The organism is Pseudoalteromonas sp. MBR-15 (assembly GCF_053628915.1).
Genome location: NZ_JBRJHH010000021.1, coordinates 1 through 22,696 on the forward strand (window position 1 = coordinate 1; position 22,696 = coordinate 22,696).

Here is a 22,696-nt window from a genome sequence, read left to right on the forward strand (position 1 = left end):
ACAACAACGGTTGAACAAAGCTTACAGTTATCAGTAACAGAAGCTCCCGAGGTTGATGACTCAGATGACGATGAGGATTCAAGCGGCTCACTTGCGTGGCTAACACTTCTAATGGCAGGTTTTGCAGGCTTAAGACGCCGTAAAGCAAAACGCAGCTAATCACTCCCTAAGTGTGTTATGTGACAAAGGGCCTTCGGGCCCTTTTTTCGTTTGTGTACTCTGCTCAACATAAAAGGATGTGGCCTATATGTCGTGTTTACTTCGCTTTTTAGTCAGGCTGTTTTATTAACGTTTGCAGTTAATTAAAAATGGGGGCAAAAGCCAGATTGTAAAAGGGGGTTTTTAGGGAAGGTGAGTGTTTATGTTACTCTTTTATAAGGAAAAATAAGTCATCTTAGAAAGATGGGTTTTTATTTTATAACTAAAAGTAATAAAGCGATTGAAAATCCTCTGTAGCAAAATGTACAGAGTATTTCATATTTTTTTCAGTGTGTTAGTTTGAAGTAAGCGAGGGATTAGCCTCACATTAACATAGTTGTTGAGTGAAAAAATTATACAAAAATGTGTGCAAACGCTATGATCGCACCCAGAAGGGTGGAAACCTGTGGGTTATTAATCGTGTTTAGGCATCATTATAATCATTAATAATGCTATTAAGGTGAATTAAGTTGATGAAAAAATTGCTTGGCTTACTGTGTTGTTTAACGACGTCTACCGCTTATGCGCAGGGAGATGTAAAACAACCACAGTTGATAAAAAAGTCGACAATTCATGCCAGTATTACACTAGGATACGGTGGTATAGAGAACCCTGTTCTTGGTGCGGATAACGTCACGTCTCCTGTTTTACCAAGCGTGGCTTATTATGGTGATGATTGGTACTTCGACGACTTTTCGCTCGGTTACAGCTTAATCGAAACCCCAGATTACTATGTCGATTTACTCGGCCGCTTTAACGATGATGGTTTCTTTTTTGAGTTGGATGGTATCGATAAACTGTATGCCACGGGTGTCATTAGAACAGGCACGGGTAGACCAACAAGACCCTCAGCTTCACCAATAAACCTGACCCCCATTGAACGTGATTTATCGTATATGGCAGGGGTAGCCTCAGCGGTAAACGTGTACGACTCTGTGTGGTTAAGTGCTGCATATTTTCACGATGTAACGCATGTACATGACGGTTATGAATTACTTTTGACTGGCTCTCGTGAATTTAAATTGTTTTCGGGTATTGCGGGTATAGAGGCCGGCGCGACCTATAAGAATGAAGAATTAATCGATTATTACTACACCGTTTCACCATCAGAAAGTGTGGTTCGCTTACCTAAATATGATTTAGAGAGTGCGGTTAATTATCACTTAAAAGTGAGTTACGTATACCCACTGAGTGACAGTTTTAGTATCGACTTTAAGCTTAAACACACGTGGCTTGATAGCCATTTGGCACGTTCACACATGATCGAAAAAAATGGTTACTTTTCGGGTTTTGCTGGAATTACTTACCACTTTTAGGCCAGCGTATTGCAATTTCAGCCCCACCGGTGTCTGTGTTGTTTGCAAGTGTTATGACCCCACCATGCCAGCTGGCAATGCGATGCACAATGTAGAGCCCTAACCCATAGCCGCTTGCGAGTTTATCCCCTTCACCTTGTTTAAAAGGCTCTATGAGTGCGTCAGCATTTATAGGCAGTCCGGGCCCGTCATCAGTCACACTAATGGTATAAAAATCACTTTCTTCCGCGCTGTGTATTAAAATGGTGTGTTTTGCGTACTTAGTGGCATTAATCAGCAAGTTTTGAACGGCAATGGCCATAAAACTTGCTTCGCAATAGGCATTTACTACGTCTAATTTAACGCTAAACTTAAGCTCTTTGTAGAGTTCAAATTTGTGGATCTCAGTCTCAATCAACCTTGTCAGGTTGGTTTTCTCTTGATTAAAGACACTTTGTTGATGCTCTAATCGTGCAAATGACAAATATTGTTCAAGGCGTAATTCAATTTCATCGATATCGCGTTCTATTTGAATACTTTCTTCTGTTTCACATTCAGAAATCGACAGTGCAAAGCGCATTCGCGAGAGTGGGGTACGAATCTCATGGGAAATAATGCGTGATAAATCATTATGAAGTTGTACAAACTGTGTGATGCGATCAGACATATGAGTAAAGGTATTTGCTAAAGGCGCAATGGAGGAGTTTGGTTTGATATCCAGCTCAATACGTTGCGGCTTTTTACTGAAACGGTATGCGGCACGTTGCAATAACCCTAAATCACGAAATACAGGGCGAATAAAGGCTAAGATCATGGCTGCAAGCAAAATGTAAAATGCAAAAAAAGCGAGCCAGTCATTTTTACTTTGTGAAATAAGCGTAATAGGGCCGACTCTTTGTATTGCGCCATTATCGCTCTTCAAATAAACAAATTGTTGGCCGTTTTCATTGACACTGATAATGCCATCTCTGTCGAATGATGCCTGTAAAGAGTCAGGTAAAATTAACTCATTTTGATTAAATGCGTTAATACGCGTGTCTTTATGTTGAGCGATGAGTGCTAATTCATCCACACTGAGTTGAATACTAGGGGTTTGCTCTAAGAAAAACTGATTATAGAGTTGGCCAAATGCAAGCACTAAGGCAATTAAACTTACGGTGATGATTAAATAAAGTTTAAAAAACTGCTGCTTCATATTTCTGAAATATCCAAGCTGTATCCTTTACCTCGCACAGACTTGATATCTAAAGATTCTTTATGATCTTTAATGGTTTCTTTTAGTTTTTTCCTGAGTCGACTGATTTTTAAATCGATAGCACGGTCAAGGCCGTCGTACTCACGACCGATAATATGTTTGAACAAGACTTCACGTGAAACGGGTTGCGGTGAGTTTTTGGCAAGGTAGGCAATAATTTCAAATTCACTGTCGTTCAGGTTAAGCGCTGTGTTATGGAAAAAGATATCTCTTTTTTTATTATCGATGCGCAAAATATCGTTTTGCTTAGAAAAGTTATCTTGGCCAACAGAGTGGGTAATAATGGTTTTAATTTTGGCCAGTAGTAATTCAGGCTTGATTGGTTTTAAAAGGTAGTCATAGGCGCCCAAATCTAACCCTTTAATTTGTGATTGCACTGAATCTAAGGCGGTTAAAAAGATCACCGGACAGCTGAACTTTTCTTTCAGCTGCGAAATTAGTTCAAAACCATTACCATCTGGGAGCATTATGTCGCAGATAATAAGTGATGGAATAAAGGTAATTTCGCTTTGGCGATATGCCTTTGCTGTATTAAAAACATCAATTGTGTAGCCATGCTTCAATAAATACGTTTGAATTAAGCTAGCTAGCTTTACATCATCTTCAATTAAAAAAATATGGTGCATTATAAACTCCAGCCAAAACGCCGTTTAATACGATAATCTTTAGCTTCATAGTTTGCTATTGAAAGTAATTGTTGTTGAACAACTTCATTGTTTATCGGATTTATTAGTTTAACAGTCAGCGGGTGCTCGGTTTTTATTATAAATTTTTCAATAATTAAGCCGTTTTGTGTATAGCACTGTGTGTACTGTGGGCGTTGTGTTACCTCTAAGCAAAGTTCTTTAAATGGGGCTAACCTAAAGTGAACTTGAATATTAAATTCACAGACTTTTTGTTTTGTATCTGTTACACACACAATGGGTGATACTTTAAAAAAAGGCTGGTCTGTACTTTCATCGGCCAGCAAATTTGCTGAAAAGCACAAACATAAAAACAGTAATGACCAGCTTAATCGGTTTATCATTTAACCAAGCCCCTGTTTTCTAAAAGTCTTTTTTTCAAAGTAATATTAACCATTGAACGTTGGTGTAACGTACCTATCTCAATATGAGAGCTCATTTTTATGCCGCTTATTATAATTATGATTATGCAGCCTATGAGTGGCAATTACACGATAAAAAACGTGTTCATCATACCTTATTTACCGTTCCCGCCACAAATAGCACTAAGAACTGCCAGCGCTTTCAGACCTATTTGTGTTATTGTCGCCACTTCTAAGTTAGCGCCTTGTTTTAAAATAGAATCTGAATTTATATTTAGTTAAAATTAATAACTTTTCATTACGCTCTGGCGCTGCTTTAGTGTTCACTATTGTTGTTCATTTGTTAACTGTTGCGTACAAATTGATACAAAGTTCATTTTAGATATAAAAACCAACATTTTAGTAATTGTAGCTAAACTCTCGCTGAGCGTGTGACATATATTTAACAGATTCGACCTCTCCTATAAATTTTTCTGGTAGTATAGGCAGGTTATAAGCAGTTTAAGCAGTGAACAATTATGTTAAGTCCATTTTATCAGCAACATGCTGATTACGTCTCTATTACTCGTGAGCAAGGCTGTCGTTTTGCTAAGTCCGTGGCAGATGACTTTAATCCGTTACACGACAAAGATGCCAAAAAGTTTTGTGTACCTGGCGATTTACTTTTTTCGCTTGTACTCAGCCGTTATGGGATCAGCGAAAAGATGGAATTCACTTTTGCTGGCATGGTTGATGAGACATCAAAGCTCTCTTTTCCAGAAGGCGCCGATGAATTTGATATCACTGATGGCGATAAAGTAATGCTTAAAGTGAAACGTGAGGGGGCGGTCAGTCAATGTCCAGATTTGATCAATAGCTTAATTAAAAACTACGTTGAGTTTTCTGGTACCACTTTCCCGCATGTGATCATTCCATTAATGGGTAAGCAAGATGTAATGATCAATCCAGCACGACCTATGGTTATCTATGAGTCAATGCTTATTAATTTAGACCGACTTGATATTACGTCACCAGCGCTGCAATTCGCGGAGCCTGATTTCACTTATACAGGTAAGCGAGGAAAAATCACCTTACGTTTCGATTTATTAGAAAAGGGTGAAAAAGTCGGGTCAGGCGAAAAGCACATGGTGGTGTCAGGTATTCGTGAATACTGCCAAGCAACCGTGGATGATTTGATTGCGTTTTATAATCAACGCAAAGAAACACTTAAACCTGCATAACGGCAACGCTTGTAAGAAAAGGCGCTAAGGCGCCTTTTTTGTTTTTAGTGTTGCGCGTACAATAGACGTTTTACAGTAATTGTGCATCCTATCATGTCAGTAACCAGCTTTTCAGAGTTAAACCTTGCGCCTGAACTCCTTTCAGCATTGCAAGCAGAGAATTATCACACCCCAACGGCTATTCAAAGCCAAACTATCCCGCTTATTTTAGCCGGGGTTGATGTTATGGGAAGTGCACAAACAGGCACGGGTAAAACAGCTGCCTTTGTATTACCACTGCTTGATAACTTATTGCGTGAAGAGCCGCTGCCCGAGGCTGTAAAAGTTTTAATCCTGACACCAACGCGAGAGCTTGCACAGCAAGTATTTGCCAGTGTTGAGCGTTATGCAGCTAATACACCTATTAAAGCCGCGCTTGCTTATGGCGGCGCCAGTATTGGCCCACAAATTAAAGCCATTAAAGGTGCGCAAGTTGTGGTGGCTACACCGGGACGATTACTTGATCATGTGATCAAAGGGAGCATTAAATTATCTGCCATTAGTGCCCTTGTTTTTGATGAAGCAGATCGCATGCTTGATATGGGGTTCATTGATGAAATAAAGCGTATTCTTCGTCATGTTCCAAAACAGCGCCAAACCTTACTCTTTTCAGCCACATTTGATGACAGCATTTTTGAGCTAAGTAAACAGTTGTTGAATGATCCTAAGTTAGTTGAGGTTGATAAACGCAATTCGGCTGCTGTTGAAGTTGAGCAGATTGTGTATGCGGTTGATGAGGATCGTAAACGCGAACTCGTTTCACATATGATCGGCATGAAAAATTGGCAACAAGTACTTATATTCACCCGCACTAAACAAACGGCCGATAGTCTGGCAAAAGAAATGTGTAAGGACGGCTTAAAAACGGAGTCTATTCACGGCGATAAAAGCCAAGGGGCGCGAGACAAAGCGCTGCAAAATTTTAAGACGGGTGTCACTCGAGTACTTGTCGCTACAGATGTTGCGGCGCGTGGCCTTGATATCGCCTCATTAAAGTATGTGATTAACTACGAACTACCCTATGTTGCAGAGGACTATGTTCACCGTATAGGGCGGACAGGACGAGCGGGTGAAACTGGGTTGGCCATGTCATTGGTGAGTATTGATGAGCAATGGTTACTGGATGAAATTGATGTTTTATTAGATACACGCTTAACACCACAATGGCTGCCAGGGTACGAGCCTGATTTAACAAAAGAGCCAAAACAAGTCCGAAAAAACACGAATAAGGCACGACGCTCTCGTGACAAAAAACGTATATTAGGGCAAAAAAATCCTAGGCGCCGATAGATTAAGCTGTATCAGTGCTAATTTAAGGGAGCCTAAATTAGCACTAATCAACACGCTAATAGCATAAAGTCGTGTGTACATTAGCTTGGTGAACAAAAGCGTTTAATGAACTGTTATGCTTACCCGCATTTTCTTTGCTAGCGACCACGTTTTCTTGTTTTAAAATCGCTGTTAATTAAACGTATTGGTATAAACACGCACATTATTTAAGCGATTTGTTTTTCGGCTAGGTTTAATTCCATGGTTGCTTTAAGTAAGCGGTAAAGATTAATTGACGCATCAATTTCTTCTTTACGGTTTGTTAAGCTCTCAATATTCAAACCAAATGGCACCGCTAAATGTGCGCAGCTTTGTAATATGAGGTCAAGATTTTCACGGCAAATGCGTACTGACTCACTCAATGGATTTGCAGAATCAAGCATGCGCCATTTTGTTGCCTCCGGTACAGAGATACCCAGCCACTCCATAAAATCTAACGTTTTCTCACCACCACAGGGTGTAAACGTCAAAATTATACGCTTAGGTGCGATGCCTAACGCTTTGCAGCTACGTGCATAGCTAGTGATTAAATCAATGGTAGCTTGTGCGTTGTACACAGCTTGTGAAATAAAAAACTTACAACCTTGCTCTGTTTTTTCTAATAGACGGTCATGCTCGTTACGTTTGCTTGCATGGCGTTCAGCAATAGTCACACCGCCAAGAAACACATCATTGTCTTGCTTAGCAAGGGTGTTATAAGCATCCGGTAAACTTAGTTTGATATCGCCATGCGAAGATGGGCTACCTACCAAGACTAGGTTTTTTAAATCAAACTCATTACGTGTTTCGTGTAGCCAATCGGTAAATTCAGCTTCACCGCGCTGGGCAACACTTTTGTAGGTAATAACATCTAAATGAGACAGGCTACGCAACAAATGGCTGTACTCACGTGGGTCTACGGTTTCTTTAAATGGAAACGGACGCGGCTTTTCTGTACGGCTGCTTTCATCTTGAATGTCGTAGATAATGACACCATCGTATTCAATTTCATGAAGGCGACCCAATAATTTTTGTGCAATGGTTTCAAGCATGGCTTTATCAGTGCCTGATTTAGGCGGTGTGGTACCAATCAGGTATACACCCTGATTGGTGTCTTCAATTTTCTCTTGTAGTGATAAAGCCATAATCCTCATTCCAGCTCGTGCCTGCGTCTATGGGAAATAATATAGCAGCCATTTAGACGTCTAGATAGATTTTTCTGTTGAAAGTTTTTCAATGAGCATGAATTTAATTCAAGTTGGTGGTGAGGTGTTATCTTAAATTGACACACCTGTTTACATTAATTGTGCCCTTGACCCTCATATTTTCCAGTACTTTCATGCATAATCAAACACAACTGATTATGAGAAAAATAACTAACAAGTAAAATTAAAGGATCATTATGACATTTAGATTATTAGCGACCAGTGTTGCTGTAACGCTTGCTCTTAGCGGGTGTGCGACGAATTCACAATCAAATATGGTTAAAGAAGTCGAAATAGAACAGGTTGTCAGCCAAGAAGATAACCGTGTATTTAGCCAAGATTACGTATTAGAAGAACTTGAAAACGGTCTTCGTGTCATGGTGGTAAAAACGGATTACCCCGATGTTGTTTCATTACAAATTCCCGTGTCGGTAGGTTCTCGTAACGAAGTAGAAGAAGGCAAAACGGGCTTTGCTCACTTTTTTGAGCACATGATGTTTAAAGGCTCAGAAAAATTCCCACAAGACGTGTATTCAGATATTTTAAAAAACTCGGGTGTTGATAACCGCGCGTATACTACTAATGATTACACCAACTATCATTTAAACTTCTCAAAAGAGCACCTTGATAAAGTGCTTGAAATTGAAGCTGATATCTTTCAAAACCTCACGTACAGCGAAGAACAGTTCCGTACAGAAGCCTTAACAGTGAAAGGTGAGTACTTAAAAAATAATGCCAGTCCAATTCGTAAATTGCTTTCAGCAGTGCGTAACGAAGCATTTGAGAAACATACTTATAAACACACCACGATGGGCTTTTTTGAAGACATTGAAGCCATGCCAGATCAAATGGCTTACGGGAAAGAGTTTTTCGCAAAATTTTATAAACCAGAATATGTATCGTTGGTCATTGTTGGTGATGTCGACCCTCAAGAAACCATGGCAATGGTGAAAAAACATTGGGGTAACTGGAAAAAAGGTGATTACCAAGCCGATATTCCAGTAGAGCCAAAGCAACAAGCGCCAAAATATATACATGAGCAAAATGACGGTTTACCAGGCCATTGGTTGCTTGTATCGTATAAAGGCACTGCGTGGGATCCAACGCAAAAAGATCGCGCCGCACTTGATTTAATCTCACAGCTTTATTTCTCAAATAACTCAGCGCTTTATCAAGAATTGGTGGTTGATAAGCAAATCGCGAGTCAAATGTTCACTTATAATCCTGATACAAAAGATCCGGGGTTATTGCATGTCTTTGTAAAAGTAGAAAACGAAGCCGATCTTGCAAAAGCACGTGATGCCATTAATCGCACGTACGTACAAGCACGCACTGAGCTTGTTGATGCCCAAAAACTGGCAGACTTAAAATCAAATTTAAAATACAGCTTTATCAATGGGCTTGATTCATCGCAATCAATCGCCTCGACACTTGCAAGCTACATGCATTTTGAGCGTGATCCAGAGGTAATCAATCAGCTCTATGCGACTGCCGATAGCATCACCCCAGAAGACATTAAAGCGATAGCGAATAAATACTTTGTTGATTCAAGCCGTACTACAGTGACGATGTCGGCTTTAGATAACGTGGCAGGATTTGAGCAAGAAGTTGACCTAAACGCAGCCGTTGCAAGTACAGAACAAGCGCCAACAGAGCGTCATTTTAAAGTGCTCGATAAAACCAACAGTTCACCATTGGTTGATGTTAACTGGTTATTTAATACCGGTGCCGCGGCCGATCCAGCAGGTAAAAAAGGCGTCGCCGCATTAACGGCAGCCATGCTTGCGAAAGGTGGCTCAGAAACGATGAGCTATAAAGACATTCAAAAAGCGTTATACCCACTCGCGGGTAGCTTTGGGTATCAAATCGATAAAGAGATGATTTCGTTGCGCGGTCGTGTACACAAAGACAATGCGGCACAGTGGTATGCGCTTGTGAGTGAACAATTACTCAACCCAGGTTTTAGAGAAGATGACTTCAAACGCCTGAAAAAAGAGCTTATCGATAGCATTAAAGCGGGGCTTAAAGCATCAAACGATGAAGAGCTCGGTAAAGAAGTGCTTTATCATCAACTGTATAAAGGCCACCCATACGAAAGCTATAACTATGGTGACTTATCTGATCTGGAAGCATTGACGCTTGATGATGTAAAAGCGTTTTACGACAAGCAATTCACACAATCAAAACTAACCGTAGGTTTAATTGGTGCGATTCCAAGCGATGTAAAATCGGCGATGCTAAAAGATTTAACATCGCTGCCAGAAGGCAAAGAAAGCCGTTTAGTAATTCCCGATGCGCCAGCACTGAGTGGTCACCATGCCACCATTGTTGAAAAGTCGGCGCAATCAACAGCCGTGTCGTTTGGTTTCCCAATAGAGACGATTCGTAGTAGTGAAGATTGGACTGCATTATGGTTAGTGCGTTCATACTTTGGCGAGCACAGAAGTTCAAATAGCTTTTTGTATCAGCGTATTCGTCAAACCCGTGGTATGAACTATGGTGACTATGCGTACATTGAATACTTCCCACGTGGTATGTTCCAAACTAAGCCTGATGCGAACTTAGGCCGCTCTGAGCAAATTTTCCAAGTATGGCTGCGTCCATTGCGCTCTAATAACGATGCGCACTTTGCAACCCGTACCGCGTTATTCGAGTTAGATAAGCTTATTAAAAACGGCATCAGCAAAGAAGATTTTGAAGCAACGCGCAACTTCTTAATTAACTTTGTGCCACAAATGGTGGCAAGCCAAGACCGCCAACTAGGCTACGCGCTAGATAGTGAGTTTTATAATACAGAGAGCTTTGTTGACTATGTACGTGGCAAGCTTGAAAAGCTAACACTTGAGGATGTGAACCGTGTTATTCGCGAGAATCTGCAAACCGACAATATTCACTATGTGTTTATTACAGGTGACGGTAAAGACATGCAAAAGCGCTTAGCGTCAGAGCAAACATCGCCTATGGTTTATAACGCAGAAAAACCAGCAGAACTTGTCGCGGAAGACAACGTGATTGCTGATTATAAGCTCGCTATTCCAGCGAAAAATATATCAGTCGTTGATGTAGAAAAGGTGTTTCAATAACACACAATAGAGTGCTCCTTTAGGGGCACTCTTCTTTATTTGTTTGTGGGTAGTGATCAGCAACAACAAGTTTGTTGCGGCCAGTATCCTTCGCTTGATAAAGTGCATTATCGGCCATTTCGATCAATTGCATGGCATTATCAGCGACGTTTGGCACAAGTGTTGCCAAACCAATACTGACTGTTAAAGGGTGGCCAGCCAGTTCGGGGAGCTTTAATGCTGTAAGCTCGGCCATAAAACGCGTTAATAGCATTTGAGCCTGTAAACAGTGAGTATTTCCCATCACTAATATAAATTCTTCGCCACCGTATCTTGCACATAAATCGCCAGGTCTACGCGCGTAGTCGGGCAGTATTTTTGCGACTTCTTTTAGGCAGGTGTCACCAACGACATGGCCAAAGTTATCATTGAGAAGTTTGAAGTTATCTAAATCAATCATCGCCAGCGATATGGGAAGTTTGAGTCGCATGCAGCGGCTCCACTCTTGCTCATAAAAGTCATCAAAATGACGTCGATTAGCAATTTGTGTCAGACCATCAATATGCGCTAACTCTTGAACTTGCTGTTCAGCAAGTTTTCGTTCAGTGATGTTTAAATGACTAATCACCACGAAACGCTGCGCATTATACTCCAGTGGCACAGCACGCATCATAAACCAGCGTTTTTCGATGTCGCTATGACAAGGGTACTCTAAGTAAAATTCAGGTTCTTGATTATTGATGACTTTATTGAGACCTGCTAAGGCTTTTATTCCAAAATCATCGCCTTGTATTGCGGCTGACTTGCAGATAGCTAAGTAATTTTGTTTCTGCCATTGAATATCACAGTCACAGTTATTCTCATCGCCAAACGTTTGCCAACTGCGATTAACAAATATGATATCGCCCAGCTCATTGATAACAACGATATGCTCTGAGATGGTATCAAGTATTAATTTCAAAAATTCTTTTGATTCAACCACATTGGTTCCTGACCATGACTACTCAATTAAGATTAGCAATAAATGCTGAGTTTTCACTGTTGTTGATGTAAAAAATAATCCGAAGCACTTAATTTATTGCGCAGTTCATTTTACTGCATTGTGAAGGTGTTACAACAGGGAATAAGTCGATACTTCAAATAACAGTAAAACAGGTTACTCATATTTTAAGTAACCTGTTTTACGTAATAGAGAGGCTGTTGAGTCGGTTTTAAGGTTTTGCTATTTAGTTTTCTGCCAGAATCACACCAAGGCTCAACTCTGACAGTTAATCTATTTGTTATAACAATGCGCCAACTTCCACGCCGATAGCTAACAACAAGGTTGCTGCAACAAAGGCGATGAGTACTGCGTGACCACGCTGTTCTTTTTTCATCGTTCACTCCTAAAAAATAACAAATACTGTTGCCATACCCAGTGCAAAACTAACACACGATGAAGCTGCAACAATTGCGGCCAAGTTTTGCTTCGATACTGCTTTTGCTTCGCTTTCAACGGCTGGTTCATCGTCTAGTTTGATAAGCTCACCTTGGCGTACTTCAAATACCGCACATAGGCTCATGGTGGTTTCTTTTGATGCCGCACCTTCTTTTTCAACGCGTTGAATGGTTCGTAGGCTCACATCACAGGCGTCGGCCAACTGCTGTTGTGTCCAGTCGAACTTAAGCCTTAATGTTTTAATTGTATTAGGGTTTAATTGCATCACTTACTTCCCAATAAACGGCTCGATAAGTGTGATAAAGGCAAAACCAAAAATAGCCCCCCCAATAAAGCAACCTAAGGTAACCATAGCAACTTGTTTTGGGTTATCAGTCAGTGCGGTTTGCGTGCTTTGCTTTACCAATTTGCCAGCTTTAAAAAACGAACATTCAAGCTTGCCTGTTAGCATATTTTGCATCTTAAATTCGACTGCATACGCATTATCTTGGTAGTTAAAGTCGTGACGACTTTTAAAGCCGAAGCTGCGCTTTTCACTAACCAATTCATCGTTTACATATATTTCTTCTTTGCCGCTCATAATGTGACCAAAGCATGCGATTTGGTTATCACCATCTTGAAAGTAAAGTTTATAACCTAGTTTATGTGAGTTTAGTACGTCGTTTTTCATCATCGTTTCCTTGTTAAGTTGATGATGTAAATTTAATGATTATTTTTGTTTTTTACGCCGTCAGCGATACGCCAGTCCCTATTTTGGCATATGACAGCCAAGATGTCATATTGGTTTTGTTATTGAAATATAAGCGAATTATTTTAAGTGGTTCGATTGATGTTGTATCGGTCACTGTCGTATTGGCTTGCACTAAAATAACCGTTTGATAACAAAAAAGTAGCGATGACACTCTGGTTATTAGATATAACCAGAACAAATAAACAACGGGTTAGTACATCTTGCTACAAATCCGTTAAACTTAAGGCATAGCAGTTAGGTACAACCAGAAAGGCAAAAATATGCGTCATGAAATTTGGCAACAGCTTCGCGAAGAAGCAAACGAAGTCGTTACTCGCGAACCATTATTAGCAAGTCATGTTTACTCGTGTGTGTTAAATCATGAGTGTTTGGGGTCGGCGCTGAGTTTTATTGTTGCTAATAAGCTGGCAGATGCCGTCGTGTCAGCATTTACTATTCGTGAATTATTTGACCAAGCCTTTGTAAAATGTGACTTAATGCTAACGCATGTGGCCCATGACATAAAAGCTGTTAAAGATCGTGACCCCGCAGCCGATAGTTATTTAACTGTGATACTTAACTTAAAGGGCTTCCATGCAATACAAGCACACCGACTCGCACATTGTTTATGGCTGCAAAACAGAAAAGAGCTTGCTCGCTTTATTCAAAGTAGAACCTCAGAAGTATTTGGCGTTGATATCCATCCTGCTTGTAAAGTCGGTCATGGTATTATGTTTGACCATGCAACTGGGATTGTAATTGGTGAAACCGCGGTTATCGAAGATAACGTATCGATTCTACAGTCTGTGACATTAGGCGGTACGGGTAATGAGCAAGGCGATCGCCATCCTAAAATTCGCGCAGGCGTTTTAATTGGCGCGGGTGCAAAAGTACTTGGTAATATAGAAGTCGGTGAGGGTGCGCGTATTGGCGCAAACTCTGTGGTATTGAGTCCTGTTCCTGCCCATACAACGGTGGTTGGGGTGCCAGCTAAGGTGGTTGGTAAACCAAACTGCCCATGCCCCGCAGAAAGCATGAATCAAAACTTTTTAGATGACAGTGCAGCCACCCCTAGCAATGAATCGCATACGAGTGCTATGTTGTAATTTCAATTAATTGTTATTTAAAGGGCAACGGAAGTGTCTAAATTATCTTTAGGGTTAGTCGTTGCAGCGTCTTTTTTATGTGGCGCTGCTGCGATGTCGTTCTATCAATCTTTTTCTGCTACAACAACGCCTGACATTGAGCCAGCAGCGCCGAGTGTTGCTGGTTATGAACCGCATGAAACCTCATCTGTGAGCATTAAAAAACCTGAAACCATGAGCGCTCAAAATGAGCCACTCAACAAGGCGCCTATAGAATCCGCTACGGCAACTGAGCTTGTGCAACAAATTGAAGAGTTACAGCAGCAAGTGGCAAATCAACAAACAATTATAGCCAGTTACAAAGCGGCGGTTGTCTCACCTCAACAGATTAATTCGCGTACCGAGGCATTGCACAGTTTATTAGAAGAGCAGGCGCGTGATGAAGCATGGGCGTATCAAACAGAAACGGCCATGGCAGACTTTCTCATCATGGCCGATTTACCTGTACAGCCAGATATGACTGTTGCCAACTGTAAAACCTCCGTCTGTGAATTTAAATTGCAACAGCCTGAAGGGGTTGATTCACTTCCTGCACATTATTGGCGAAATATCAGCGATAAGTTGATGGAGCAAGGCTGGTGGAAGCAGTTTAAATACTCTTCTTCCACATCAAGCGACGATACTCTGAGCATCATTGTTAGTACTGAACAGTAAATAACGCACAGCTAGATCACGTTTGATTTTAATTGGCCGTCCGCTAGTTCAGTTATCAATAATTCCCCTGATTTGATATCAGCCACTGACTTCACAACGTGACCGTGCTCATTTTTAGTGATGCTGTAGCCACGTGCTAGCACGCTTAGCGGACTCACCGAGTCTAAACGGCTTGCTTGCAGTGAAAGGGTGTTACGAGAGATTGAGAGCTGTTGTTGCATAGCTTGCGTTAAACGGCCATGTAATTGCACTAATTGATGTTCGCTTCTGGCCAGCTGCTTTTCAGGTGAACGCTGCATTAAACGCGGTGTTAAGTTTGCAAGAACGCGCTCATAATGCTGAATTTTACCGTTAATAGCGCTGTGCAATGCGAGGGTTAACTCATCTAATTTTTGAGTTTGCTGGTTTAACTGGTTACGCGGATGACACAGCTGCAAACGATGTTCAAACTGTGTCGCAGTGCTGCGTTTAACAGACAGTGTATGTTTAAATGCATGGTGTAAATGCTTCACTAACTGACTGACTTTATTGTGTAGCTCCTGCGTGTTAGGGCTAACAAGCTCGGCAGCGGCAGAAGGTGTAGCGGCACGTATATCGGCTACATAATCACTGATTGTGGTGTCGACCTCATGCCCAACTGCGCTGACAATAGGTAATTCACTGGCAAATATAGCGCGGGCGAGTTGTTCATTGTTAAAGCACCATAGATCTTCTAATGAGCCACCGCCACGACCGAGTATTAATACATCAACTTCATGTCGTTGGTTAGCAATATTAATTTTTTCAATAAGTTGGCTGTGGGCATCAGCCCCTTGCACCATGGCAGGGTAAATCACAACTTCAAGCTGCGGTGCGCGACGCTTTAAAACGGTTAAAATATCGCGGATGGCAGCCCCGGTCGCAGAGGTAATGACACCAACGCGGTTTATCGTAGTGGGGAGGGGCTTTTTATGTGCAGAACTAAAAAGGCCTTCAGCGGCAAGGCGCATTTTCAGTGCATCGAATTCTTGTTTTAGTAACCCTTCACCAGCCGGTGCCATATGCTCAACAATGAGTTGATAATCACCGCGCGGTTCGTACAATGAAACCCGAGCACGCACTGTGACTTGCGCGCCATTTGTTGGGCGAAAAGTCTGTCCACGGTTATTGCCTCGCCACATAGCCGCTTTCACTTGAGCTCTGTCGTCTTTTAAAGTGAAATACCAATGGCCTGAAGCCGGGGCAATAAAATTAGAAATCTCGCCCGTTAACACAAGTGATGAAAAGCCTTGCTCTAAAACATGGCGAATTTCCTTATTTAGGCGCGAGACCGTATAAATAGGCTGTGTTGAGTGCGTTAAAGCCATTTAAAACCCCAATAAAATAAACTGCGTCTACTTTATCATAAATAAATGCGGAATTTTATTTACTCATGCGCATAACGCTGATAAAATTTGGCCGCAATTCCTTATACTCAGATCCACATGTGAGAAGTTGCCAAAATGCTTAGAATTGCTAAAGAAGCTCTTACCTTTGACGACGTACTTTTAGTACCAGGTCATTCTACTGTTTTGCCACACACGGCAAATATTTCAACTCGCTTAACGCGTGGTATCAAACTTAACTTGCCGCTAGTTTCAGCATCTATGGATACTGTAACAGAAGCTCGCTTGGCGATTGCGCTAGCGCAAGAAGGCGGTTTAGGTTTTATCCACAAAAACATGACAATCGAAGAGCAAGCTAAAAACGTACGTAAAGTAAAAACGTACGAGGCAGGTATTGTTTCTTTCCCTGTTACTGTGACTGCGGATCTAACAATTGCTGATGCTATCGCGCTTTCAGAAGAAAAAGGTTTTTCAGGTTTCCCTGTAACCGACGCTGACAATAACCTTGTAGGTATTGTTACAAGCCGTGATATGCGTTTTGAAACTAAACTTGAGCAGCCTGTTTCTACAGTGATGACGAAAAAAGAATCGTTAGTGACTGTAAAAGAAGGTGCAGACCGCGATGAAATTTTAGGTCTCATGCACGAGCACCGTATCGAAAAAATTCTTGTAGTTGATGATGCATTTAAACTGAAAGGCATGATCACTGTAAAAGATTATCAAAAAGCACAAGACAAACCTCACGCATGTAAAGACGAACAAGGTCGTTTACGTGTAGGCGCTGCTGTAGGTGTTGGCCCAGGTACTGATGAGCGTATCGCTGCCCTTGTTGAAGCGGGTGTTGACGTATTACTTATCGATACTTCACATGGTCACTCACAAGGTGTTATCGACCGTGTTGCACAAACTCGTCAAACATACCCAGATTTACAAATCGTAGCGGGTAACGTTGCGACAGCTGAAGGTGCAATTGCCCTTGCTGATGCGGGTGTTGATGCCGTTAAAGTGGGCATTGGCCCAGGCTCTATCTGTACTACACGTATCGTTACAGGATGTGGTGTACCACAAATCACCGCTATTTCAGATGCAGTTGAAGGCTTAAAAGGCCGTGACATTCCTGTTATTGCTGACGGTGGTATTCGTTTCTCTGGCGATATCGTAAAAGCACTGGTTGCGGGTGCATCATGTGTCATGGTGGGTTCAATGCTCGCGGGTACAGAAGAAGCACCAGGTGAAGTTGAGCTATATCAAGGCCGTTACTACAAGTCATACCGTGGTATGGGTAGCCTTGGTGCGATGAACCAAAAAGAAGGTTCATCAGACCGTTACTTCCAGAAATCGAACGAAGCAGACAAGCTTGTTCCTGAAGGTATCGAAGGCCGTGTTGCTTATAAAGGACCTATTGCGACAATCATTCACCAACAAGTGGGTGGTCTTCGCAGTGCAATGGGCTTAACTGGCTGTGCGACAATTGAAGAGTTAAATACTAAACCTCAGTTTGTCCGTGTAACGTCGGCTGGTATGGGTGAATCACATGTTCACGATGTGCAAATCACCAAAGAAGCGCCAAACTACCGTTTAGGTTAATAACCGTAACGTATTGAAATTACATGGGCTAGCATATGCTAGCCCTTATTTATTTTTCATCTCCCCTGTGGGAGAGCAGTTCCTGACTAACGAGATACTCCATGAGCAAAGACATTCACGATTCACGAATTCTCATTTTAGATTTTGGTTCGCAATACACGCAATTAATCGCACGTCGTATACGTGAAATTGGTGTTTACTGTGAGCTGTGGGCTTGGGATGTAACAGAAGAGCAAATCCGCGAGTTTAACCCACAAGGTATTATCTTGTCGGGTGGCCCTGAGTCAACAACGCTTGATAACAGCCCACGTGCTCCAGAGTATGTATTTAATGCAGGCGTGCCTGTACTTGGTATTTGTTACGGCATGCAAACAATGGCAATGCAACTTGGCGGAAGTGTACACAGCTCAGATAAGAAAGAGTTTGGTTATGCGCAAGTTGAAAAAGTAGGCAACTGTGCGTTATTCGATGCTATTGAAGATCACATTACAGATGGCGGCGCAGGCGTACTTGATGTATGGATGAGCCACGGCGATAAAGTAATGGAAGTACCTGATACTTTCAAAACGACCGCTAAAACATCAACGTGTCCACATGCTGCTATGTCATGGGAAGAAAAGCGTTTTTATGGCGTACAATTCCACCCAGAAGTGACACATACTCACCAAGGTCTTCGTCTTCTTGAGCGTTTTGCGATTGATATCTGTGGCTGTGAAAAGCTTTGGACACCTGCAAAAATCATCGACGATGCGATTGAGCGAATTAAAGAAACAGTCGGTGACGATGAAGTTATCTTAGGTCTTTCAGGTGGTGTTGATTCATCGGTTGTTGCGATGCTTATTCACCGTGCGATTGGCGACAAGCTGACTTGTGTATTTGTTGATAACGGTTTACTTCGTTTAAACGAAGGCCAACAAGTCATGGATATGTTTGGTAACAAGTTTGGCCTAAACATCATCAAAGTAGATGCTGAAGATCAATTCCTTGCAGATCTTGCCGGTAAATCAGACCCAGAAGACAAGCGTAAAGCAATTGGTCATACATTTATCAAAGTATTTGATTCAGAAGCGAAGAAACTGAAGAATGCACGTTGGTTAGGTCAAGGTACTATCTACCCAGACGTGATCGAATCTGCTGCATCAGCAACAGGTAAAGCACACGTAATCAAGTCTCACCACAACGTAGGTGGTTTACCAGACGACATGGAAATGGGTCTTGTTGAGCCTTTACGTGAGCTATTCAAAGACGAAGTACGTAAAATCGGTCTTGAGCTAGGTTTACCGTACGACATGCTTTACCGTCACCCATTCCCAGGGCCAGGTTTAGGTGTACGTGTACTGGGCGAGATCAAGAAAGAATACTGTGATTTACTTCGCCGTGCAGACGCTATCTTCATCGAAGAGCTACACAAAGCTGAGCTTTACCACAAAGTAAGCCAAGCGTTTACGGTATTCCTACCTGTTAAATCAGTGGGTGTAATGGGTGATGCGCGTAAGTATGATTGGGTTGTATCATTGCGTTGTGTAGAAACAATCGACTTCATGACAGCGCGTTGGTCACACTTACCTTATGAGTTCTTGGGTGTGGTGTCTAACCGTATCATTAACGAAATTGATGGTATCTCACGCGTTGTTTACGATATTTCAGGTAAGCCACCTGCAACTATCGAGTGGGAATAATTCACTGTGAGGTAACCCCTCACACTGATCATTAATAAAGATGTAAAGCCCGCTTTTTCAAGCGGGCTTTTTGCTATTTAATCGCCTATCATACCAATTTGCAATAATACTTAATCATTTTGAGTGATTAAGCCTGTCGCTACCCGCGTTAATAACAACTAAATAACGACATTTTTGCCTTGTTATCAATGCGGTTTTATTGCCTCAAAATAGACCGCTTAATTAAGCGCAATGGTATCATTTAGTGAATTAGTATAAATATTATCTAGTTAGCCCTTTCATATAGAGTTGACTGAGTTGATGTGCTGATATGCTAGGTGCCTCACTGCTTGAATGTGATGCTTGTTCAAAGATATGCTGGGCTACCAGTCTACCGATGTTTTGGGCACTGGTGGCTTTATGAATACGAGTTTCATAGAACTTTTCCAAGATAACATTAAGACTACATTCTGTCTTGAATAATAGAGCTAAGTGCCAAGCATCCTCAAGCGCTTGGCTAGCACCTTGACCTGATGTGGGTAAGGGGGCATGTGCGGCATCACCGATAATAATGAGATTCTCATGGTGCCAATAGGGGAGTGGGTCGATATCATGTACAAATATACGTTTTAAACTCCCTGGATCATAACTATTAAGCACCTGCTGAACCTTTTTAGGCCAGTCCTGAAAGCGCTGATGCATTTCTTCATACCACCGCTCTATTGGTTTCGTTTTATCAAGGTGACAAGGCCATGCCGCAGCCCAGTAACAATACTGGTTTGCAACGGGGACTATGCCAAAGCGTTCATTATTATCTCTAAAGTCATGAATTGTTTGCTCGAAAGGGAGCCGTTCGAGTTTGCTGATGCCTATGATGTTAATGAAGCCTTGGTATTTAGCTGGCATAGGTTTTTTATACAGGTACTCTCTTGCTTTCGACTGCATTCGCCCATCGCAGCCAACCACAAGATCAAACTGCTCTTTTAATTGCACAATGTCATGAGTATTGATTGCTTGATTAAAGTGAATATTGGCGCCGAGTGCCTCGAGCTGCTCTGCAAGCCTATTTATTAAGTCACACCGTAATATGCTTATAGTTGGAAACCCACACAAAGAATTTAATGTTTGAATGTTAAACTCAGTCTGTTGGGTGCCTTGTTTGTCGTACTGTCGCATTGCCACTGGCTGCCCACCACAGTGGATGAAATCATCTATTAAACCAAGTTGCTCAAGCACAAAGGTCGCATTGGGCCACAGAGTAACACCCGCACCGATTGTAGAAAAACTGTTGTTTCTTTCGAATAAAGTGACCTTGATACCTTGTTTTCGTGCAAATATCGCTAATGTAAGACCCGCAACACCCGCACCTATAATGGCTATATGTTTAACTGAACTCATCTGAATATTCCCAGTTGTTAAGAAGAAAGATGATTATCACTAGTCCAATAAATAGGATAAATATGGTAATTTTGGTTTGTAAATCCCATATAGTGAGATAGTTTTGCTGAATAATATTGAATTACAGTGGCTTCTGAGCTTTAAGAAAGTATATGAACAACTGAGCTTTAAGCGGGCAGCCGAGCTGTGCCAAATTCCTAAATCTAATGTGAGTCGTCATGTTGCGCTTCTTGAGCAGGCGTTGAATATACGATTATTAGAACGTACAACGCGAAAAATGGTAGCAACAGAAGCGGGCGAGCTTCTGTATCACAACTTAACGCCGCTTATTGTTGCGATGGGAGATGTTTTACAAGAAGTCCATCAAAATAGTGATTTAGTGTCAGGGCATTTAAAAGTGATTACGCCTGACTTACCTTTTATGGCTGAGGCTATGGCTGAGTTTTGCCATAAGTTCCCTAAAATCCAGTTAAGTTGTGATACTCAGCTCAACCCCGAAGAGGGGTTATTAGAAGGGTTTGATGTTGTGATACGTTTTGGGCGAGGTCCTGTGGAAGATTCGGGGTGGGTTGCAAAAGAGTTAGTGCGTTGGCCTAGTTGTGTTGTGGCATCCCCTTGTTTATTAGAAAAATACACTAAACCAAGCTCAACTGCTGAACTCTGTAAGCTTCCCTGCATTACAAGCTTATCAGTATTGCAGGGTATGCCTTGGAGATTCAAACGAGCAGGTGCCGTTAATGTTGCATCCCGTTACAAAGTGAATAGTGGGCATATGGCAAAGGCCGCAGCACTCAAGGGCTTAGGCTTTGCGATACTTCCTGATGAGTCGTGCAGTAAAGAGTTAAATGCAGGGTTATTAACTAAAATTGACTCACTAGCTGATGAGCCTGAAGATTTAGTTCTATACGCTTTTTATTCTGGACGTAGATATCCACTCACAAAAGTGAAAGCATTTATTGCTCATATTCAGAGCGTTATTCAGCAATGTTATGTTTTGGAAGAATAAATTTTTCTCTTTTTAATTAACCAAATAAGGTATTACTAGAAAGGTTATGCCTGTTTAAGTTTAACTTTTAGTCAGCAATGTTTTAATAAAGCGCGTGGTTAGCTTGCTAATTCGCCGTTTTGTTTATTTTGAAAGCAGTTGAACCATAAACTGTGTTTTTTTACTTTACCTTTATAAAAAGCTCTATATAATTCATCGTCATTGCAGGGGCGTAGTTCCAATTGGTAGAACAGCGGTCTCCAAAACCGACGGTTGGGAGTTCGAATCTCTCCGCCCCTGCCATTTCTTCCCGCTTTACTTTAATCGCAAATCTCCCTATATTACTTGCTCTTAATCATGATTGAGTTGTTATGAATCCAAGTTACGCTGCGATATTTTCTGTACAATCTTTAGAGTTAAACCAACACTATCGAACAGTGCCTGATGTTCAAGTAGAACATGCGCCAATGTCTGAGCAAACGCCGCTTACACTCTCGTTACAGTTTCATCACGATCTTGAAAAAGCATGTGCTCCTTTGGTGATTACACACGTTGTCAAAGCGCCAAATATAAGCTGGCAGGATGGCTGTTTAGCCTTACCAAGTGAGAAACTTAACAGTGAGCAAAAAAAACAATTGTGGTCTTTAATTGGTGAACAACTTGATAAGCTTTAAGCCTGTTGATGCAAATTATATAACTCAGCTAATGACAATCGAAAATGCCTGTCACAGTCATCCATGGACCGAAAAAACCATGTTGTCGTGTTTAGCTGGACGTTACTTTAATCTTGCCGCTTTTCAAGGTGATGAGATGCTTGGTTTTTACATTGGTGAGCAAGCTGGGCCTGACTACACGTTAATGGATATTTGTGTGGCGCCAAATCATCAGGGGCAGGGCATTGCAAAGCAGCTTTTAGATGCTTTTATTCATCATGGTGAGCAACAGCACGCTGAAAATCTATTTTTAGAAGTGCGAGAGTCAAACACGCGTGCCATTGCACTATACGAGCGTGCAGGTTTTTCTCATATGTCGGTGCGAAAAAATTATTATCCGACAGCAACAGGTAACGAAGATGCCATTTTAATGGGCTTAACTTTACGCTTCTAGCGT

Annotated in this window: 22 protein-coding genes and 1 tRNA gene; 14 read left to right on the forward strand and 9 right to left on the reverse strand. The window is 41.6% G+C overall.

The genetic code is table 11. The features are described from left to right. Together ACSSVW_RS19410 and ACSSVW_RS19415 are read left to right on the forward strand one after the other, a co-directional pair. Positions 1-159 (forward strand): GlyGly-CTERM sorting domain-containing protein (locus ACSSVW_RS19410; protein ID WP_454180001.1); only part of this gene is annotated, 159 nt, incomplete at its 5' end. A gap of 512 nt (positions 160-671) precedes the next feature. Next, positions 672-1,514 carry a MipA/OmpV family protein gene (locus tag ACSSVW_RS19415; RefSeq protein WP_454179972.1) on the forward strand — a complete coding sequence of 281 codons (843 nt, stop codon included), beginning with the start codon at positions 672-674 and terminating at the stop codon, positions 1,512-1,514. On the opposite strand, the gene ACSSVW_RS19420 is transcribed toward ACSSVW_RS19415, so the two are convergent. The 3 genes from ACSSVW_RS19420 to ACSSVW_RS19430 are packed head-to-tail and all read right to left on the reverse strand — an operon-like array spanning position 1,498 to position 3,775. Then, positions 1,498-2,688, reverse strand: a complete 1,191-nt coding sequence (locus ACSSVW_RS19420; RefSeq protein WP_036970642.1) for an ATP-binding protein — start codon at positions 2,686-2,688, stop codon at positions 1,498-1,500. The two genes, ACSSVW_RS19415 and ACSSVW_RS19420, sit on opposite strands and share 17 nt — an antisense overlap. After that, positions 2,685-3,374, reverse strand: coding sequence for a response regulator transcription factor (locus ACSSVW_RS19425; protein WP_036970639.1), 690 nt, complete (start codon positions 3,372-3,374; stop codon positions 2,685-2,687). Before ACSSVW_RS19425 ends, ACSSVW_RS19420 begins: the two co-directional genes overlap by 4 nt. Beyond that, a complete protein-coding gene (locus ACSSVW_RS19430) occupies positions 3,374-3,775 on the reverse strand; it encodes a DUF3019 domain-containing protein (protein WP_036970636.1) in 402 nt (133 codons plus the stop codon). Before ACSSVW_RS19430 ends, ACSSVW_RS19425 begins: the two co-directional genes overlap by 1 nt. Before the next feature lie 536 nt (positions 3,776-4,311). Here ACSSVW_RS19430 and ACSSVW_RS19435 point away from each other — a divergent pair. Continuing rightward, positions 4,312-5,013, forward strand: coding sequence for a DUF3581 domain-containing protein (locus ACSSVW_RS19435; protein ID WP_036970634.1), 702 nt, complete (start codon positions 4,312-4,314; stop codon positions 5,011-5,013). A 93-nt stretch (positions 5,014-5,106) separates the two neighbouring features. Continuing rightward, positions 5,107-6,342: a DEAD/DEAH box helicase gene (locus tag ACSSVW_RS19440; RefSeq protein WP_036970629.1), complete on the forward strand. Its 1,236-nt coding sequence runs from the start codon at positions 5,107-5,109 to the stop codon at positions 6,340-6,342. 206 nt (positions 6,343-6,548) lie between these two features. Here ACSSVW_RS19440 and ACSSVW_RS19445 read toward each other — a convergent pair whose 3' ends face one another. After that, complete coding sequence (locus ACSSVW_RS19445) at positions 6,549-7,505, reverse strand: methylenetetrahydrofolate reductase (protein ID WP_454179974.1); 957 nt, start codon at positions 7,503-7,505, stop codon at positions 6,549-6,551. Positions 7,506-7,762: 257 nt separating this feature from the next. Between ACSSVW_RS19445 and ACSSVW_RS19450 the strand changes: the two genes are divergently transcribed. Further along, entirely contained in the window at positions 7,763-10,648 is a 2,886-nt protein-coding gene (locus ACSSVW_RS19450; RefSeq protein ID WP_454179975.1) for a M16 family metallopeptidase, read from the forward strand. 19 nt (positions 10,649-10,667) lie between these two features. Here the strand turns inward: ACSSVW_RS19450 and ACSSVW_RS19455 are convergent, their stop codons facing one another. From ACSSVW_RS19455 to ACSSVW_RS19465, 3 genes are all read right to left on the reverse strand, one after another. After that, complete coding sequence (locus tag ACSSVW_RS19455; RefSeq protein ID WP_421419364.1) at positions 10,668-11,609, reverse strand: sensor domain-containing diguanylate cyclase; 942 nt, start codon at positions 11,607-11,609, stop codon at positions 10,668-10,670. A gap of 403 nt (positions 11,610-12,012) precedes the next feature. Beyond that, entirely contained in the window at positions 12,013-12,330 is a 318-nt protein-coding gene (locus ACSSVW_RS19460) for a helix-turn-helix transcriptional regulator (protein ID WP_074989757.1), read from the reverse strand. 3 nt (positions 12,331-12,333) lie between these two features. Then, positions 12,334-12,738 carry a hypothetical protein gene (locus tag ACSSVW_RS19465; protein ID WP_065978449.1) on the reverse strand — a complete coding sequence of 135 codons (405 nt, stop codon included), beginning with the start codon at positions 12,736-12,738 and terminating at the stop codon, positions 12,334-12,336. Positions 12,739-12,770: 32 nt separating this feature from the next. Between ACSSVW_RS19465 and ACSSVW_RS19470 the strand changes: the two genes are divergently transcribed. The 3 genes from ACSSVW_RS19470 (at position 12,771) to ACSSVW_RS19480 (ending at position 14,594) form a co-directional block, all read left to right on the forward strand. Then, the gene (locus ACSSVW_RS19470; protein ID WP_155950843.1) at positions 12,771-12,944 is read left to right on the forward strand and encodes a hypothetical protein; all 174 of its coding nucleotides are present in this window, start codon (positions 12,771-12,773) and stop codon (positions 12,942-12,944) included. Positions 12,945-13,076: 132 nt separating this feature from the next. After that, complete coding sequence (gene cysE / locus ACSSVW_RS19475; RefSeq protein WP_036970620.1) at positions 13,077-13,901, forward strand: serine O-acetyltransferase; 825 nt, start codon at positions 13,077-13,079, stop codon at positions 13,899-13,901. A 33-nt stretch (positions 13,902-13,934) separates the two neighbouring features. Continuing rightward, positions 13,935-14,594: a hypothetical protein gene (locus ACSSVW_RS19480; protein WP_304635662.1), complete on the forward strand. Its 660-nt coding sequence runs from the start codon at positions 13,935-13,937 to the stop codon at positions 14,592-14,594. 11 nt (positions 14,595-14,605) lie between these two features. On the opposite strand, the gene xseA is transcribed toward ACSSVW_RS19480, so the two are convergent. Continuing rightward, positions 14,606-15,940: an exodeoxyribonuclease VII large subunit gene (gene xseA / locus ACSSVW_RS19485; RefSeq protein WP_036970617.1), complete on the reverse strand. Its 1,335-nt coding sequence runs from the start codon at positions 15,938-15,940 to the stop codon at positions 14,606-14,608. A 135-nt stretch (positions 15,941-16,075) separates the two neighbouring features. Between xseA and guaB the strand changes: the two genes are divergently transcribed. Together guaB and guaA are read left to right on the forward strand one after the other, a co-directional pair. Then, positions 16,076-17,545 carry an IMP dehydrogenase gene (guaB, locus tag ACSSVW_RS19490; protein ID WP_036970614.1) on the forward strand — a complete coding sequence of 490 codons (1,470 nt, stop codon included), beginning with the start codon at positions 16,076-16,078 and terminating at the stop codon, positions 17,543-17,545. A gap of 101 nt (positions 17,546-17,646) precedes the next feature. Next, the gene (gene guaA, locus ACSSVW_RS19495) at positions 17,647-19,224 is read left to right on the forward strand and encodes a glutamine-hydrolyzing GMP synthase (protein WP_065978447.1); all 1,578 of its coding nucleotides are present in this window, start codon (positions 17,647-17,649) and stop codon (positions 19,222-19,224) included. A gap of 261 nt (positions 19,225-19,485) precedes the next feature. Here the strand turns inward: guaA and ACSSVW_RS19500 are convergent, their stop codons facing one another. Continuing rightward, positions 19,486-20,601 (reverse strand): FAD-dependent oxidoreductase, encoded by a 1,116-nt coding sequence (locus ACSSVW_RS19500; protein WP_454179976.1) that lies wholly within the window; start codon positions 20,599-20,601, stop codon positions 19,486-19,488. Positions 20,602-20,704: 103 nt separating this feature from the next. Here ACSSVW_RS19500 and ACSSVW_RS19505 point away from each other — a divergent pair, with 103 nt between their 5' ends. From ACSSVW_RS19505 to rimI, 4 genes are all read left to right on the forward strand, one after another. After that, positions 20,705-21,607: a LysR family transcriptional regulator gene (locus tag ACSSVW_RS19505; RefSeq protein WP_454179977.1), complete on the forward strand. Its 903-nt coding sequence runs from the start codon at positions 20,705-20,707 to the stop codon at positions 21,605-21,607. A gap of 205 nt (positions 21,608-21,812) precedes the next feature. Beyond that, positions 21,813-21,889 (forward strand) — tRNA-Trp (locus tag ACSSVW_RS19510). A 68-nt stretch (positions 21,890-21,957) separates the two neighbouring features. Then, on the forward strand, positions 21,958-22,260 hold the full coding sequence (locus ACSSVW_RS19515; protein WP_036970608.1) for a hypothetical protein: 303 nt from the start codon (positions 21,958-21,960) through the stop codon (positions 22,258-22,260). Beyond that, the gene (gene rimI, locus ACSSVW_RS19520) at positions 22,247-22,693 is read left to right on the forward strand and encodes a ribosomal protein S18-alanine N-acetyltransferase (RefSeq protein ID WP_454179979.1); all 447 of its coding nucleotides are present in this window, start codon (positions 22,247-22,249) and stop codon (positions 22,691-22,693) included. Before ACSSVW_RS19515 ends, rimI begins: the two co-directional genes overlap by 14 nt. The last annotated feature ends 3 nt before the right edge of the window (positions 22,694-22,696 follow it).